Source organism: Burkholderia aenigmatica (assembly GCF_902499175.1).
Classification (GTDB): domain Bacteria; phylum Pseudomonadota; class Gammaproteobacteria; order Burkholderiales; family Burkholderiaceae; genus Burkholderia; species Burkholderia aenigmatica.
In genome coordinates this window covers 1-16,775 of record NZ_CABVQC010000040.1, presented here as the reverse complement: position 1 = coordinate 16,775, position 16,775 = coordinate 1, and the positions used below count along the sequence as shown (strand labels likewise).

Below are 16,775 nucleotides of genomic sequence, written 5' to 3'. Positions count from 1 at the left end.
GAGAGACCGACGATGACAACCCGTACCGACTGGCCGTATCCGCGCGTCGTCGCCCATCGCGGCGGCGGCACGCTCGCACCGGAGAACACGCTCGCCGCGCTCGACGAAGGCGCGCGTCGTGGCCACCGGATGGTCGAGTTCGACGCGAAGCTGTCGGCCGACGGCGTGACGTTCCTGCTGCACGACGACACGGTCGACCGCACGTCGAACGGTCATGGCGCGGCGGCGGGCATGCGTTATGACGCGCTGGCCGCGCTCGACGCGGGCGGGTGGCTCGACGCGCGCTTCGCGGGCGAGCGGATGCCGACGCTCGAGGCCGCGGCGGCGCGCTGCCTTGCCCACGGGCTGACCGCCAATGTCGAGATCAAGCCGTGCCCGGGACGCGAGCGCGAGACCGGGCAGCGCGTGGCGGCCGACGCGGCCACGTACTGGCGCGATGCCGCGGTCCCACCGCTGTTGTCGTCGTTCTCGTTCGATGCGCTGCAGCAGGCGCGCGCGACCGTGCCGGCGCTGCCGCGCGGGATGCTCTACGAGGCCGTGCCGGACGACTGGCATGCGCAGGTCGTCGGTGCGCTCGACTGCCGATCGTTGCATGCAGACCACAGCCGGCTCGACGAACCGCTCGTGCGCGCGATCAAGGCGGCCGGGCTGCGCATCCTGGTTTACACGGTGAACGACCTTGAACGGGCGCGCGAACTCGCGCGCTGGGGCGTCGATGCGGTCTGCACGGACCGCATCGACCTGATTGCCCCCGATGCGCTGGACGACATCGACATCGTCTAGCAGCCGCTTCAGCGCCCGGCCCAGCCCTTGCAAGAACGTGCCTGACGCGAAAAAACGACGCCCCGGCGGGATTCCCGCCGGGGCGTTTTGCATCGTGGAGACGTTACGCCAGGAAAAATCCGCTACAAATTGCAGCAGGATTAACCATTCCCCAAATATTCGACTACGCTTAGAAGCGGTAACCGACGTTCAGGTACGTCACGATCGGGTTGAGCGAGATCTTCGCTTTCGACGTTTCCGTCAGCGTGCCGACCGGTGTCCGGCGGGCCGTCGTGAAGGTCGCGGTCACGCTGACCGGGATGTACGACATCGAGAAGCCGGCGAACCAGTGTTTCGTGAAGTTGTACGTGAAGCCGGCGTTGAACACGGGCGCCCACTGGTTGCTGGTCTGGGCGGTGGTCGGGCCGCCGAGCACGCCGTTTTCGAACGCACTGTTCGTGATCTTCGCGCCGGTGAACCAGATATACGTTGCGCCGACGCCGACATACGGACGGAACTTCGCGTTGGCGTCGTTGAAGTAGTACTTGAGGAGGAGCGCGGGGCTCCACTGGTACGCGCGGCCAAGCGTACCAAAATTCGCGAACTGGCCCTTGCCGGTGATGTCGAACTTCGGCGGAATGCCGGCGATGAACTCGGTGGCGATGTGGTCGGTCACGAAGTAACCGGTCGCCAGTGCGAGCGTGTCGGCGTCGCTGATGCCGGCGCCCGTGTTGGGAACCGATTGGTTGACGGGCGTGCCGCCTACGCCGTAGACGAACAGCGGGTCGCTGCTGTCCTGCGGCGCGAGGTGCAGCCAGCCGGTGCTGACGTAGAAATCACCTGCGGATTGTGCATGTGCCGTACCGCCCGCGAACGTGAATGCGAGCGCTGCAGCCCCCGTAATGGCCAGTTTTCGTTTCATTGTGTCTCCTCCGATCTAAGGCGTGCTCATTATGACGACTGCGTTTAAAACCAAACAAGCTCGTAAGTTAGAGTTTTCACCCTAGGATTAGTACGACCGTACGCTTCCGCGCCCTGTCGGGACAGGCATTCTACGCAGGTGCGCACTATCGGACCCCCGGGTATTTCCTAACGCGTTCAAACGGACATTCAGCATGGCACGGTTAGCACGACTCTACGTTCCCGACCAGCCGCAGCACGTGATACTGCGCGGCCTGGATCAGCAACCCGCGTTCGTCGACGACCAGGACTACGAACTCTTCATCGATTGCCTGAAGGCCGCCGCGCGCGATCATCACCTGTCGGTGCACGCCTACGTGCTGCTGCCGCGCCAGGTGCAACTGCTCGTGACGCCGAGCGACGAGGCGAGCCTGCCGAAAGCGATGCAGGCTGTCGGCCGGCGCTACGTCGCGCATTTCAACCGGCGCTATTCGCGGCGCGGCACCCTGTGGGAAGGCCGTTACCGCGCGACGGTCATCGAAGGCGAGCGCTATTTCCTGCTCGCGAGCCGCGTGGTCGAGATGAGCCCGGTGCGCGCGCAGCTCGTCGCGACGCCCGAGGCTTATCGCTGGTCGAGCTACCGGCATCACGTCGGGCTCACCGTCGACAGCCTGATCACCGACCATCCGCTCTACTGGGCGCTCGGCAATACGCCGTTCGACCGCCAGCGCGCGTACAAGGAGCTGTGCGAGCAGCCGCTCGACGAGCGGCAGGCCGACCAGTTGCAGCAGGCGACGTTGAAGGGCTGGGTGCTCGGCGGCGAGAATTATCGCGAGTGGGCGGCGCGTACCGCGAACCGGCGCGTGTCGCCGCTGCCGCGCGGACGCCCCAGAAAGGTGCGTGAAAACACGCCGCCGATCCAGCAGTAATCCGGGAACGACGGTTCAGGAGGCGGCGCTGCGGGCGCCGCTTCTTTTTGCACTAAAATGATACGGCCCCAATAAAATGGCACCAGATCGAGGCATCCATTTAAATGGGGTTCTATCAAACGGTTTTTGTTGCTATTCCTTTGATTCGTCGCGTATATTCCGAATTCCGGTGGCCCGGGCGAAGCTTGCCCATCCACTGTCGGCCGCGCCGTCTCCCGTCGGGAGCGGGAACGATGGCAACAAGAAAATGGTTCAACGGCCTCCAGGCCCCCTTTACGACGGTGTCCCCATGAACGACCACCAGCAGCCGCTCGCCGCGGTGCCCGCCGCACAAGGTCTGTATGACCCGCAAAACGAACACGACGCCTGTGGCGTCGGCTTCGTCGCTCACATCAAGGGCAAGAAGAGCCACGAGATCATTCAGCAGGGTCTGAAGATCCTCGAGAACCTCGATCACCGTGGCGCGGTCGGCGCCGATCCGCTGATGGGCGACGGCGCGGGCATCCTGATCCAGATCCCCGACGCGTTCTATCGCGAGGAAATGGCGAAGCAGGGCGTGATGCTGCCGCCGGCCGGCGAATATGGGGTCGGCATGATCTTCCTGCCGAAGGAAAACGCATCGCGTCTCGCGTGCGAGCAGGAGCTCGAGCGGACGGTGAAGGCAGAGGGCCAGGTCGTGCTCGGCTGGCGCGACGTGCCGGTCGACCATGCGATGCCGATTTCGCCGACCGTGAAGGCGAGCGAGCCGCTGATCCGCCAGATCTTCATCGGCCGCGGCAAGGACATCATGGTGACGGACGCGCTCGAGCGGAAGCTGTACGTGATCCGCAAGACGGCGAGCCACCGCATCCAGGCGCTGAAGCTCAAGCACGGCAAGGAATACTTCGTGCCGTCGATGTCGGCGCGCACGATCGTCTACAAGGGGCTGCTGCTCGCGGGCCAGGTCGGCGTGTATTACCGCGACCTGCAGGACACGCGTGTCGTGTCGGCGCTCGCGCTCGTGCACCAGCGATTCTCGACCAACACGTTCCCGGCGTGGGAGCTGGCTCACCCGTACCGGATGATCGCGCACAACGGCGAGATCAACACCGTGAAGGGCAACGTGAACTGGCTGAACGCGCGTACCGGCGCGATCGCGTCGCACGTGCTCGCCGACGATCTGCCGAAGCTGTGGCCGCTGATCTACCCGGGCCAGTCGGATACCGCGTCGTTCGACAACTGTCTCGAACTGCTGGTGATGGCCGGCTACCCGCTCGTGCACGCGGTGATGATGATGATCCCGGAAGCGTGGGAACAGCACACGCTGATGGACGAGAACCGCCGCGCGTTCTACGAATACCATGCCGCGATGATGGAGCCGTGGGACGGCCCGGCCGCGATCGCGTTCACCGACGGCCGCCAGATCGGCGCGACGCTCGACCGTAACGGCCTGCGCCCGGCGCGCTACCTCGTCACCGACGACGACCTCGTCATCATGGCGTCGGAAGCCGGCACGCTGCCGATCCCCGAATCGAAGATCGTCAAGAAGTGGCGTCTGCAGCCGGGCAAGATGTTCCTGATCGACATGGAACACGGCCGCATCATCGACGACAAGGAACTGAAGGACAACCTTGCGAACGCGAAGCCGTACAAGAGCTGGATCGACGCCGTGCGCATCAAGCTCGACGAGATCGAGCCGAAGGCCGAGGAAGTCGCGGCCGGCCGCACGCAGGGCGCCGCGCTGCTCGACCGCCAGCAGGCGTTCGGCTACACGCAGGAAGACCTGAAGTTCCTGATGGCGCCGATGGCGCAGCAGGGTGAGGAAGCCGTCGGTTCGATGGGCAACGATTCGCCGCTCGCGGTGATGTCGAACAAGAACAAGACGCTCTATCACTACTTCAAGCAGCTGTTCGCACAGGTCACGAACCCGCCGATCGACCCGATCCGCGAGAACATGGTCATGTCGCTCGTGTCGTTCATCGGCCCGAAGCCGAACCTGCTCGACACGAACAACATCAACCCGCCGATGCGTCTCGAAGTGTCGCAGCCGGTGCTCGACTTCAAGGACATCGCGAAGATCCGCGCGATCGACCAGTACACGGGCGGCAAGTTCAGCGCGTACGAACTGAACATCTGCTACCCGGTTGCCTGGGGCAAGGAAGGCATCGAGGCACGCCTCGCGTCGCTGTGTGCGGAAGCCGTCGACGCGGTGAAGTCGGGTTACAACATGCTGATCGTGTCGGACCGCAAGACGGACGCCGAGCATGTCGCGATTCCGGCGCTGCTCGCCACGTCGGCGATCCACTCGCACCTCGTCCAGCAAGGGCTGCGCACGAGCACGGGCCTCGTCGTCGAGACGGGCTCCGCACGTGAAACGCACCACTTCGCGTTGCTCGCGGGCTACGGCGCGGAAGCCGTGCACCCGTACCTCGCGATGGAAACGCTCGCGAAGATGGCCGAAGGGCTGCCGGGCGACCTGTCGCCGGAGAAGGCCGTCTACAACTTCACGAAGGCGGTCGGCAAGGGCCTGCAGAAGGTGATGTCGAAGATGGGCATCTCGACGTACATGTCGTACACGGGCGCGCAGATCTTCGAAGCGCTCGGCCTGTCGAGCGACCTCGTCGAGAAGTACTTCAAGGGCACCGCGTCGAAGGTCGGCGGCATCGGCCTGTTCGAAGTGGCGGAAGAAGCGATCCGCCTGCACCGCGATGCGTTCGGCGACAACCCGGTCCTGCGCGACATGCTCGACGCGGGCGGCGAGTACGCGTACCGCGTGCGTGGCGAAGACCACATGTGGACGCCGGATTCGATCGCGAAGCTCCAGCACGCGACGCGCAGCAATTCGTACCAGACGTACAAGGAATACGCGCACCTGATCAACGACCAGACCAAGCGTCACATGACGTTCCGTGGCCTGTTCGAGTTCAAGGTCGAGCCGACCAAGGCGATCCCGATCGACGACGTCGAATCGGCGAAGGACATCGTCAAGCGCTTCGCGACGGGCGCGATGTCGCTCGGTTCGATCAGCACCGAAGCGCACGCGACGCTCGCGGTTGCGATGAACCGGATCGGCGGCAAGTCGAACACCGGCGAAGGCGGTGAGGACCAGAAGCGCTATCGCAACGAACTGCGCGGCATTCCGATCAAGGCCGGCGAGACGCTGAAGTCGGTGATCGGCGACGAGATCGTCAGCGACATTCCGCTGAAGGACGGCGATTCGCTGCGCTCGAAGATCAAGCAGGTCGCGTCGGGCCGCTTCGGCGTCACCGCCGAGTACCTGGCATCGGCCGACCAGATCCAGATCAAGATGGCGCAGGGCGCGAAGCCGGGCGAAGGCGGCCAGTTGCCGGGTCACAAGGTGTCCGAGTACATCGGCAAGCTGCGTTACTCGGTGCCGGGTGTCGGCCTGATCTCGCCGCCGCCGCACCACGACATCTACTCGATCGAGGATCTGGCGCAGCTGATCCACGACCTGAAGAACGTGAACCCGAGCTCGAGCATCTCCGTGAAGCTCGTGTCGGAAGTGGGTGTCGGCACGGTCGCGGCCGGTGTCGCAAAGGCGAAGGCCGATCACGTCGTGATCGCCGGCCATGACGGCGGCACGGGCGCGTCGCCGCTGTCGTCGGTCAAGCACGCGGGCACGCCGTGGGAACTCGGCCTCGCCGAAACGCAGCAGACGCTGGTGCTGAACCGCCTGCGCGGCCGCATCCGCGTGCAGGCCGACGGCCAGATGAAGACGGGCCGCGACGTCGTGATCGGCGCGCTGCTCGGCGCGGACGAATTCGGCTTCGCGACGGCACCGCTCGTCGTCGAGGGCTGCATCATGATGCGCAAGTGCCACCTGAACACGTGCCCGGTCGGCGTCGCGACGCAGGATCCGGTGCTGCGTGCGAAGTTCAAGGGCCAGCCCGAGCACGTCGTGAACTACTTCTTCTTCGTCGCCGAGGAAGTGCGCGAGATCATGGCGCAGCTCGGCGTCGCGAAGTTCGACGATCTGATCGGCCGCGCCGACCTGCTCGACACCCGCAAGGGCATCGAGCACTGGAAGGCGAAGGGCCTTGACTTCTCGCGCGTGTTCTACCAGCCGGAAGAGTGCGAGGACGTCGCGCCGCGTCACGTCGACGTGCAGGATCACGGCCTCGAGCGCGCGCTCGACCACGTGCTGATCGAGAAGGCGAAGGCCGCGATCGAGAACGGCGAGCATGTGTCGTTCATCCAGCCGGTGCGCAACGTGAACCGGACGGTCGGCGCGATGCTGTCGGGCGTGATCGCGAAGAAGCACGGCCACGACGGCCTGGCCGACGACGCGGTGCACATCCAGCTGAAGGGCACGGCCGGCCAGAGCTTCGGCGCGTTCCTTGCGAAGGGCGTGACGCTCGACCTCGTCGGCGACGGCAACGACTACGTCGGCAAGGGCCTGTCGGGCGGCCGGATCATCATCCGTCCGACCAACGACTTCCGCGGCAAGTCCGAGGAAAACATCATCTGCGGCAACACGGTGATGTACGGCGCAATCGAAGGCGAATCGTTCTTCCGCGGCGTCGCGGGCGAGCGCTTCTGCGTGCGCAACTCGGGTGCGACGGCGGTCGTCGAAGGCACGGGCGACCACGGTTGCGAATACATGACGGGCGGCACGGTCGTCGTGCTCGGCGAGACCGGGCGCAACTTCGCGGCCGGCATGTCGGGCGGTCTCGCGTACATCTACGATCCGGAAGGCACGTTCGCGGCGAAGTGCAACAAGGCGATGGTCGCGCTCGAGCCGGTGCTGCAGCAGGCCGAGCAGGAGCGCACGGTCGACCGCGCGCTCTGGCATGCGGGCACGACGGACGAAGCGCTGCTCAAGGGGCTCGTCGAGCGTCATTTCCAGTTCACGGGTTCGCCGCGCGCGAAGTCGCTGCTGGAAAACTGGGACGCGGCGCGCCGCCAGTTCGTGAAGGTGTTCCCGCACGAATACAAGCGCGCGCTGGGCGAGATCGGTGCGAAGAAGGCGGCGAAGGAAGTGCTGGCCGCCTGAGCGACGAACGACATAGCGAAGGCCGCGCGCGCATGATTGCCGCGCGCGGCTCCCCCACCCGATACACCGAACAGAAGAGCACCTTATGGGCAAGGCAACCGGTTTTCTGGAGTTCGAACGCCGCCACGAGGCGTACGAAGCACCGCTCACGCGCGTGAAGCACTACAAGGAATTCGTCGCGGCACTGACCGACGCGGACGCGAAGGTCCAGGGCGCGCGCTGCATGGATTGCGGCATCCCGTTCTGCAACAACGGCTGCCCGGTCAACAACATCATTCCGGACTTCAACGATCTCGTTTACCGCCAGGACTGGCAGCAGGCGATCGAAGTCCTGCACTCGACCAACAACTTCCCGGAATTCACGGGCCGCATCTGCCCGGCGCCGTGCGAGTCGGCATGCACGCTCGGGATCAACGACGATCCGGTCGGCATCAAGTCGATCGAGCACGCGATCATCGACAAGGCCTGGGCGGAAGGCTGGGTGAAGCCGCTGCCGGCCGAGCACAAGACGGGCAAGAAGGTCGCGGTCGTCGGTTCGGGCCCCGCAGGCCTCGCCGCCGCGCAGCAGCTCGCGCGTGCCGGCCACGACGTGACGGTGTTCGAGAAGAACGATCGCGTCGGCGGCCTGCTGCGTTACGGGATTCCCGACTTCAAGCTGGAGAAGTGGCTGATCGACCGCCGCATGCGCCAGATGGAAGCGGAAGGCGTGACGTTCCGCACCAGCGTGTTCATCGGCAAGGATCCGCTGCCCGAGTCGATCGGCAGCCTCGCGAAGGAAACCATCTCGCCGGAGACGCTGAAGGAAGAATTCGATGCGGTCGTGATCGCCGGCGGTTCGGAAACGCCGCGCGACCTGCCGGTGCCGGGCCGCGAACTCGCGGGCGTTCATTACGCGATGGACTTCCTGCCGCAGCAGAACCGCGTGAACGCGGGCGACAAGCTGGTCGACCAGCTGCTCGCGAAGGGCAAGCACGTGATCGTGATCGGCGGCGGCGATACGGGTTCCGACTGCGTCGGTACGTCGAACCGTCACGGCGCGAAGCAGGTCACGCAGTTCGAGCTGCTGCCGCAGCCGCCGGAAGAAGAGAACAAGCCGCTCGTGTGGCCGTACTGGCCGATCAAGCTGCGCACGTCGTCGTCGCACGAGGAAGGCTGCGAGCGTGACTGGGCGGTCGCGACGAAGCGCCTCGAAGGCAAGAACGGCAAGGTCGAGAAGCTGATCGCAGTGCGCGTCGAGTGGAAGGACGGCAAGATGCAGGAAGTGCCGGGCTCCGAGTTCGAGATGAAGGCCGACCTCGTGCTGCTCGCGATGGGCTTCACGCAGCCGGCGGCACCCGTGCTCGAAGCGTTCGGCGTCGCGAAGGACGCGCGCGGCAACGCACGTGCTGCGACCGAAGGCGATCGTTCGTACTACACGTCGGTCGACAAGGTGTTCGCGGCGGGCGACATGCGCCGTGGCCAGTCGCTCGTCGTATGGGCGATCCGCGAAGGCCGCCAGTGTGCGCGGTCGGTCGATGCGTACCTGATGGGGCATTCGAGCCTGCCGCGATAAGCGCAGGTCGGTAGCCGTCGTAGAAACCGGGCGTCCGAAAGGGCGCCCGGTTTTTTTATGCGTGCGATTCGGTGTCGTACCGCGCGTGCGCAGCGCGCTCCGTAGCGGGCGAGCGCCCGGCGTTTCGGCGCGCTGCTACCGCGCCGCGCGCATCGCGACATGGCCCGGTGTCGCGGCTTCGAGATCCTGGTGCCCCCGCAATTTCGCGAAGCGTCGCCTAATCTGATCACATCCGGCGGCGATTTCCCGGCATCTCAAATCTTTCGTTTTGTAATGATCCTTGCAAATTGTCATATCATGTCGCCCCTCCGGCCGTGAAGCGAGCGGCCATCACATATGACTGACCCTATTTACAAGGATTCTGGATGGAAGCACTCGCGCAAGGGCTGATCGACGCCGTCAACGGCGTGTTGTGGAACTACGTGCTGATTGCGCTGCTGCTCGGCGTGGGCGCGTGGTTCACGCTGCGGTTCCGGATGATCCAGCTGAAGGCGCTGTTCCTCAGCATGAAGCTGGTCGGCAGCAAGGGCGAGCCGGGCAGCATCTCGTCGTTCCAGGCGTTCGCGACCGGGCTCGCGAGCCGCGTGGGCACCGGCAACATCGCCGGCGTCGCGGTCGCGCTGACGGTCGGCGGGCCGGGCGCGATTTTCTGGATGTGGATGACGGCGCTCGTCGGGATGTCGTCCGCGTTCGTCGAGGCGACGCTCGCGCAGATCTTCAAGGTGTCACACCCGGACGGCAGCTATCGCGGCGGCCCCGCGTACTACATCCAGACGGGCCTGCGCTCGCGCGGCTTCGGCGTGCTGTTCTCGCTGTCGCTGATCCTCGCGTTCGGCTTCGTGTTCAACGCGGTGCAGGCCAACGCGATCGCCGATGCGTTCGACACGTCGTTCGGCTGGAGCCGCGCGAGCGTCGGTCTTGGGCTCGTGCTGCTGACCGCGCCGATCATCTTCGGCGGGATCCGTCGGATCGCGGCGGTTGCGCAGGTGATCGTGCCGCTGATGGCCATCGGCTACCTCGCGCTCGCGGTCTATGCGGTCGCGACGCACATCGCGCTGGTGCCGGGCGTGATCGAATTGATCGTGAAGAGCGCGTTCGGTCTCGAGCAGGCAGCGGGCGGCCTGACGGGCTATGCGGTCAGCCAGGCGGTCGCGATGGGCGTGAAGCGCGGGCTGTTCTCGAACGAGGCCGGCATGGGCAGTGCGCCGAATGCGGCGGCGACCGCCAGCACGCGGCATCCGGTCGTGCAGGGGCTGATCCAGATGCTCGGCGTATTCGTCGACACGATCGTGATCTGCAGCGCGACCGCCTTCGTGATCCTGCTGTCGGGCCAGTACGAACTGGGCACCGGCATGGAAGGCGCGGCGCTCACGCAGCGCGCAATCGCGAGCCACGTCGGCGGCTGGGGCGGCATCTACATGGCGTTCGCGATCTTTTTCTTCGCATACTCGTCGGTGATCGGCAACTACGCCTATGCGGAAGGCAACGTCGAATTCATCACGAAGCGGCGCGGCGTGCTGCCGCTGTTCCGCATCGCGGTGCTCGGCATGGTGATGTTCGGCAGCGTCGGGCAACTGCCGCTCGTGTGGGCGATGGCCGATACGAGCATGGGGCTGATGGCGATCATCAACCTGATCGCGATCCTCGCGCTCGGCAAGTATGCGCACGCCGCGTGGGCCGACTATCGCCGCCAGCGCGCGGCAGGTGTTGCCGATCCGGTGTTCACGCGCAACACGATTCCGGAACTCGCGAACGTGCTGCCGACCGACGTGTGGGGCGAGCATGGCCCGCTGCCGCAGCGTCCGGCCGTGGTCGATGCCGACAGCGTGCCGCGTGCGGTGGTGCGCGAGTCATGAACGGCGACCGGCTGCGCGTGTTCGTCGCGCTGATGCCCGATGTGGCATCGCGCGACGCGCTGCACGCGTTGCCGGTTACCCGTGGCGCGCGGCGTCCGCTGCCCGCGCAACTGCATGTGACGCTCGCGTTCGTCGGCGCGATCGAGCGGGCGTGCTGCGACGCGCTGGCCGCATACCTGCCGGCGCTCGCGGCCGCGCATGCGCTGCCGTTGGTGCCGGTCGAACGGATCGCGTGGTGGCCGAGCCTGCCGCGCGCGCGGCTGATCGTCGCGGAACTGGCCGTCGAGCCGGCGTGTGCGGCGTTGAATGTCGCGCTGTCCGCGAAGCTGCGCGAGCTCGGCGTGCCGGCTGACCGGCGGCCGTTCCGTCCGCACGTGACGCTCGCCCGGCTGCCGCACGATGCGGTCGGGCAGCCGGCGCACGGCGGTGCGGTGAAGCGGCCGGTCGCGCTGCGGTTCGACGCGCTCACGCTGTTCGAAAGCCGGTTGTCGCACGAAGGGGTGTCGCATCGTCCGATCGTGTCGGCGCCGATTGCACGGGCGGACGGCGCGGCTGCGGGTTGAGCCGCTTCGGCGAGGCCCGGCGAAGGCCGGCCGCCATCCTTGTCATGCGGCAGGCGGGCTTGCCGCTGCATCGGTTCGGCGACGTCGCGCGACGTCCGGCCTGCTACCCGTGGCGGGCGAGCGTCAATCCCGATGGACCGAGCTTAGATTCTCTCCCGGTGACGAGATCCGCCACCACGTTCCCCGACCCTATCGACATCGCCCAGCCGGGCTCACCGAGATCGCTGGAGAGCGTGACACATGCCGCGCCGGCCGTGGTGTACGCGCGGGCGACTTCGGCGCGCCGGGCGCGTGCAGCGCTAATGCCATGCGGGGCGCCGCGAGCCGCCGCGCGCACGCCGCGCCGATCCCCGAACCGGCGCCGGTGATCAGCGCGCTCCGCGCGCGGTGCGTGCGCTTACGCGGCGACCTTGTCGCTGTCGTTCACGCGCTCGACGTTGATCGTGCCGACGTGGAACGCGGCCAGCGACTCGCGGTGCGCGATGCTGATGATCGCGGCCTTCGGCAGCCGTTCGGCGAACAGGTGATAGAGGCGTGCCTCGTTGTCGGCGTCGAGCGCGCTCGTCGCTTCGTCGAGGAACAGGAAGTCGGGCTTGTGCAGCAGCACGCGTGCGCCAGCCAGGCGCTGCTGTTCGCCCGGCGACAGCACGCGGGTCCAGTGCGCGGTCTCGCCGAGGCGCTCGACGTAATCCTCGAGGCGGCATGCGCGCAGCGCGTCGCGGCAGGCTTCGTCGCTGAACGCGTCGGCCGTCGCCGGATAGGTGAGCGCGGCCTTCAGCGTGCCGATCGGCAGATAGCTCGTCTGCGGCACGAACATCATCCGCGCGCCGACCGGCGCATCGATCGCGCCGTCGCCGAACGGCCACAGGCCCGCGAGCGCGCGCATGAACGTGCTCTTGCCGGAACCCGACTTGCCGATCACGAGCCAGCGCGAGCCGGGCTCGATCGTGACGCTGCCGATGTTCGCGAGCGCGTTGCCGTTCGGCAGCGCGAGCTTGAGCGACGACGTCGACAGCGTCGTGTCGTCGACGTAGTGCAGGTTGATGCCGCCGTGCTCGGTCGCGGGCGACAGGCTTTCCTTCAGGTGCGACGTGCCCATCACGCGCTTGAATTCGCGCAGACGGTTGACGGTGGCGCGCCATTCGACGAGGGTCGAGTAGCTGTTGATGAACCACGAGAACGAATCGCTGACGGTGCCGAACGCGGACGAGATCTGCATCAGCACGCCGAACGAGAACGCGCCCGCGAAATAGCGCGGCGCGGCGACGACGAGCGGGAAGATGATCGCGATCTGCCCGTAGAAGCTCAGCACGAACGTGAGTCGCTTCGTGTACTTCATCACGCGCCACCAGTTGTCGCGGATGCGCATGAAGAGGTTTTGCGCGTTGCCGGTCTCGGTCTTCTCGCCGTCGTAGAACGCGATCTGCTCGGCGTTCTCGCGCACGCGGATCAGCCCGAAGCGGAAGTCGGCCTCGACGCGCTGCTGCTGGTAGTTGATCGACACGAGCGGATGGCCGACCTTCTGGATGATCAGCGAGCCGATCACCGCGTACAGCGCGGCCGCCCACACCATGTAGCCGGGGATCGCGATCGGCGTCGCGCCCAGCGAAATCGTCAGCGCGCCGGCGAGCGACCACAAGATCGTGATGAACGACACGAGCGTGACGACCGTCGACAGCAGGTCGAGCGACAGCGCGAGGGTGGTCGTCGCGAACGACTGGAGGTCGTCGGTGATCCGCTGGTCGGGGTTGTCGGCGAGGCGGTCACGTTCGATCCGGTAGAACGCGCGATCGCCGAGCCACTGGCCGAGAAAGCGGTCGGTGAGCCACTGGCGCCAGCGGAAGCCGAGCATCTGCCGCAGGTAGCGGCCGTATACGGCGAGGATGATGAAGGCGAACGCGAGCGCGGAGAACTGCATCAGCAGGTTCGGGAAGTCGTGGACGTCCTTCGACTGCAGCGCGTTGTAGAACTCCGCGTTCCACTTGTTCAGCCGGACGTTGATCCAGACCACGCAGAGGTTGATCGCGATGATCGAGACCAGCAGGCCCCATGCGATTTTCCATTCGGACGATACCCAGTAGGGCTTGATGAGGCTCCATGCGGATACCGGGCGCTCGTCCTGCGGCGCGTCGGAGGCGGAGCGGACGGGATCGATCGATTGGGTCATGTGCTTCCTGATGAGTAGCCGGCGCGCGGGCCGGGCGAAGCCGGGCGCGCGCCGCGATACGGCATGCCGGGACGCGGCGCCGACTGACGGCGGGCGTCCGGATGGTCGCCCGCGCGTCTTAAACGGCACTTAAGGCCGGCGGTGACGCGGCAACCGGCCGCTCGCGCGGCCGGCCTGCGGGCATTGTGCCAGAGCGGCGCGGCACGACGGCGAATTTGCCGCAAGGGGGACAGTTTGCGGCGCTTTCCGCTTTTATGGTCTAATGGCCGACGACGAAACAGGGGTGCTTTGTGGCGCGGCCGGCAGATGTTCCAGCCAGCGCGATGAGGCTGAGAAAGACCCTTCGCACCCGATCCGGGTAATACCGGCGAGGGAAGTTTCTGATCCCGCCGGGTCGCGCTGGCTGCCATCCCACATGGTCAGCGCCCTTGTCCCGCCCGGCCGGCCTTTGCTGCCGGTTTCGTCCTTTTGGGTACGCGCTTTGCGCGTTACGGAAGGAATGATGACCGCACAATCTTCAGTCTTTTGCATGGTTCCCGGCCCGATGTCGCGTGCGTTCGCGCACGGCGGCGCGTGTGCGTGCGCATCGACGTTCGTCGTGCGCGCTTGCGCGGAGGGTGCGCGATGAACACCCGGGATTCCCGCCCCGACTTCGCGGTGCTCGGCGGCGGCCTCGTCGGCCGCCTGATCGCATGGCGGCTCGCTGGCGACGGGCATCGTGTCGCGCTTTACGAGCGCGGCGGCCCCGACGGCGAGCAGTCGGCCGCGTGGATCGCGGCAGCGATGCTCGCGCCGCTCGCGGAAGCGGCGAGCGCGGAGCTGCTGATCACCGAGCTCGGCGCCGCGTCGCTCGCGCGCTGGCCGCAGTGGCTCGCGGAACTGCCCGAACCCGTCTTCTTCCAGCATCACGGCACGCTCGTCGTCTGGCATCACGCGGATCGCGCGGAGGCGCCGTTGTTCGAGCGGCGCGTGCGCGCGAACGCGCCGGCCGACCTGTTCGACAGCGGGTTCGTGACGCTCGCCGGCGCGCAGGTCGATGCGGCCGAGCCGGTGCTCGCGGGTCGCTTCGCGCGCGGCCTGCTGCTGCCGAACGAAGGTCAGCTCGACAATCGCCAGGCGCTGCGCGCGCTCGCGGCCGGCCTCGCCGAGCGCGGCGTCGACCTGCACTGGCACGTCACGATCGACGACGCGAACCTGCCCGCCGCGCATTTCACGATCGATTGCCGCGGGCTCGGCGCGAAACCCGCGCTGCCCGCGTTGCGCGGCATCCGCGGCGAAGTCGCGCGCGTGCGCGCGCCCGGCATCGGGCTCACCCGGCCCGTGCGGCTGCTGCATCCGCGCTACCCGTTGTACATCGCACCGAAGCAGGACGATCTCTATGTGATCGGCGCGACCGAAGTGGAGGGCGAGGACATGTCGCCCGTCAGCGTGCGCTCCGCGCTCGAACTGCTGAGCGCGGCGTTCTCCGTGCATCCGGCGTTCGGCGAGGCGCGCATCCTCGAGCTCAATGCGCAGTGCCGGCCGACGCTGCCCGATCATCGCCCGGCGGTGATCTGGGACGGCGCGTCGACGCTCGCCGTCAACGGCTTGTACCGGCACGGCTTCATGATCGCGCCGGAAGTCGCGCACGCGGCGGTCGCGGTCGCCGAAGCCGCGCTCGGCGGCACGTTCGGCGACGCCGGCGCGTTTGCCGCGTGGCGCGACGCGGCGCGCTGGCCGACGCTCCTTCATCACCGCAACGACGCGCGCCAGCCGGCCTGACGCGCGCCGCCGACCGAATTCGACGAAGCCTCATGGATATCCAGATCAACCAACAGACCCTGACGTTGCCCGACGGCGCAACGGTGTCCGACGCGCTCGCCGCGTACGGCGCGCGTCCGCCGTACGCGGTCGCGCTGAACGGCAACTTCGTCGCGCGCACGCAGCACGCGGCGCGCGCACTCGCGGCGGGCGACAAGCTCGACGTCGTGCACCCCGTCGCGGGCGGCTGAGCGCCGCCGGATCGTCCCCGCTCTTCCAGGAAAACGACATGACGTCCCACACCTCCGCCGACGCGTTGACGCTGTACGGCGAAACTTTCGCAAGCCGCGTGCTGATCGGCACGTCGCGCTATCCGTCGCTGCAGTCGCTGTCCGATTCGATCGCCGCGTCGCGGCCTGGGATGGTGACGGTCGCGCTGCGCCGCCAGATGACGGGCGGTACGGCCGAAGCCGGCTTCTTCGACCTGCTCAAGCGCCACGCGGTGCCGCTGCTGCCGAACACGGCCGGCTGCCAGACCGTCGCCGAAGCCGTGACGACCGCGCACATGGCGCGCGAGGTGTTCGGCACCGACTGGATCAAGCTCGAACTGATCGGCGACGACTACACGCTGCAGCCCGACCCGGTCGGCCTGATCGAAGCGGCCGCGCAACTGGTCAAGGACGGTTTCAAGGTGCTGCCGTACTGCACCGAAGATCTGGTGATCGGCCGGCGCCTGCTGGACGTCGGCTGCGAGGCGCTGATGCCGTGGGGCGCACCGATCGGCACGGGCAAGGGCGTCGTGAACCCGTACGGCCTGCGTGTGCTGCGCGAGCGGCTGCCCGACGTGCCGCTGATCGTCGATGCGGGGCTCGGCGTGCCGTCGCACGCGTGCCAGGTGATGGAGTGGGGCTTCGACGGCGTGTTGCTGAACACCGCCGTGTCGCAGGCCACGCACCCCGAGATCATGGCGCGCGCGTTTGCGCAGGGGGTCGAGGCCGGTCGTGCCGCGTATCTCGCCGGGCCGATGGACGCGCGCGAGACCGCGCACGCGAGCACCCCGGTCGTCGGGATGCCGTTCTGGCACCAGGACGGGGGCGGCGCATGAGCACGCGTTTCGCGGATGCATTCTGGCCGCCGGCCGACGAACTGGCCGAAGCGGCCGAACGGATTCGCGTGCGGCTCGGCGACTGGCCGGGCGGCGCCGCGCCGTGGCGGCTCTGCGTTGCGGTGCCCGACGCGCCGGCCGACGGCGACGTGCTGATCGTATCGGCAGGCGACCGCGCCGCGCAGGCGCGTGCGTCGGCCGCATCGCG

General features: G+C 67.1%; 11 protein-coding genes, 2 pseudogenes and 1 riboswitch. Of the genes and pseudogenes, 10 read left to right on the top strand and 3 right to left on the bottom strand.

All coding sequences use genetic code 11. The features are described 5' to 3' along the window. Positions 1–12: 12 nt before the first annotated feature. Positions 13–783: a glycerophosphodiester phosphodiesterase gene (gene ugpQ, locus BDO18943_RS25595; RefSeq protein ID WP_175024561.1), complete on the top strand. Its 771-nt coding sequence runs from the start codon at positions 13–15 to the stop codon at positions 781–783. A 169-nt stretch (positions 784–952) separates the two neighbouring features. On the opposite strand, the gene BDO18943_RS25590 is transcribed toward ugpQ, so the two are convergent. Further along, on the bottom strand, positions 953–1,684 hold the full coding sequence (locus tag BDO18943_RS25590; protein ID WP_175024560.1) for an OmpW/AlkL family protein: 732 nt from the start codon (positions 1,682–1,684) through the stop codon (positions 953–955). A 193-nt stretch (positions 1,685–1,877) separates the two neighbouring features. Between BDO18943_RS25590 and BDO18943_RS25585 the strand changes: the two genes are divergently transcribed. From BDO18943_RS25585 to thpR, 5 genes are all read left to right on the top strand, one after another. Then, positions 1,878–2,591 (top strand): transposase, encoded by a 714-nt coding sequence (locus tag BDO18943_RS25585; protein ID WP_006477151.1) that lies wholly within the window; start codon positions 1,878–1,880, stop codon positions 2,589–2,591. Between the two features lie 289 nt (positions 2,592–2,880). Next, entirely contained in the window at positions 2,881–7,584 is a 4,704-nt protein-coding gene (locus tag BDO18943_RS25580) for a glutamate synthase-related protein (protein ID WP_175024559.1), read from the top strand. A gap of 85 nt (positions 7,585–7,669) precedes the next feature. Further along, positions 7,670–9,136 carry a glutamate synthase subunit beta gene (locus BDO18943_RS25575; protein ID WP_043191801.1) on the top strand — a complete coding sequence of 489 codons (1,467 nt, stop codon included), beginning with the start codon at positions 7,670–7,672 and terminating at the stop codon, positions 9,134–9,136. A 365-nt stretch (positions 9,137–9,501) separates the two neighbouring features. Further along, complete coding sequence (locus BDO18943_RS25570; protein WP_175024558.1) at positions 9,502–10,992, top strand: alanine/glycine:cation symporter family protein; 1,491 nt, start codon at positions 9,502–9,504, stop codon at positions 10,990–10,992. After that, the gene (thpR, locus tag BDO18943_RS25565; protein ID WP_175024557.1) at positions 10,989–11,555 is read left to right on the top strand and encodes an RNA 2',3'-cyclic phosphodiesterase; all 567 of its coding nucleotides are present in this window, start codon (positions 10,989–10,991) and stop codon (positions 11,553–11,555) included. The genes BDO18943_RS25570 and thpR overlap by 4 nt, the downstream gene beginning before the upstream one ends. A gap of 199 nt (positions 11,556–11,754) precedes the next feature. Here the strand turns inward: thpR and BDO18943_RS42735 are convergent. Together BDO18943_RS42735 and BDO18943_RS25560 are read right to left on the bottom strand one after the other, a co-directional pair. After that, positions 11,755–11,927 (bottom strand): annotated as a pseudogene (locus tag BDO18943_RS42735) (short-chain dehydrogenase); the annotation flags it as partial. 25 nt (positions 11,928–11,952) lie between these two features. Further along, positions 11,953–13,722: an ABC transporter ATP-binding protein/permease gene (locus BDO18943_RS25560; RefSeq protein ID WP_175024556.1), complete on the bottom strand. Its 1,770-nt coding sequence runs from the start codon at positions 13,720–13,722 to the stop codon at positions 11,953–11,955. A 269-nt stretch (positions 13,723–13,991) separates the two neighbouring features. Then, positions 13,992–14,115, top strand: a riboswitch (TPP riboswitch). 231 nt (positions 14,116–14,346) lie between these two features. On the opposite strand from BDO18943_RS25560, the gene BDO18943_RS25555 reads away from it, so the two are divergent. From BDO18943_RS25555 to BDO18943_RS25540, 4 genes and pseudogenes are all read left to right on the top strand, one after another. After that, on the top strand, positions 14,347–15,483 hold the full coding sequence (locus tag BDO18943_RS25555) for an FAD-dependent oxidoreductase (protein WP_175024555.1): 1,137 nt from the start codon (positions 14,347–14,349) through the stop codon (positions 15,481–15,483). 32 nt (positions 15,484–15,515) lie between these two features. Further along, positions 15,516–15,713 (top strand): sulfur carrier protein ThiS, encoded by a 198-nt coding sequence (gene thiS / locus BDO18943_RS25550; RefSeq protein ID WP_043191789.1) that lies wholly within the window; start codon positions 15,516–15,518, stop codon positions 15,711–15,713. Positions 15,714–15,751: 38 nt separating this feature from the next. Beyond that, the gene (locus BDO18943_RS25545) at positions 15,752–16,567 is read left to right on the top strand and encodes a thiazole synthase (protein WP_043191787.1); all 816 of its coding nucleotides are present in this window, start codon (positions 15,752–15,754) and stop codon (positions 16,565–16,567) included. Beyond that, positions 16,564–16,775: pseudogene (locus tag BDO18943_RS25540) on the top strand (thiamine phosphate synthase); the annotation flags it as partial. The gene BDO18943_RS25545 and the pseudogene BDO18943_RS25540, both read left to right, overlap by 4 nt.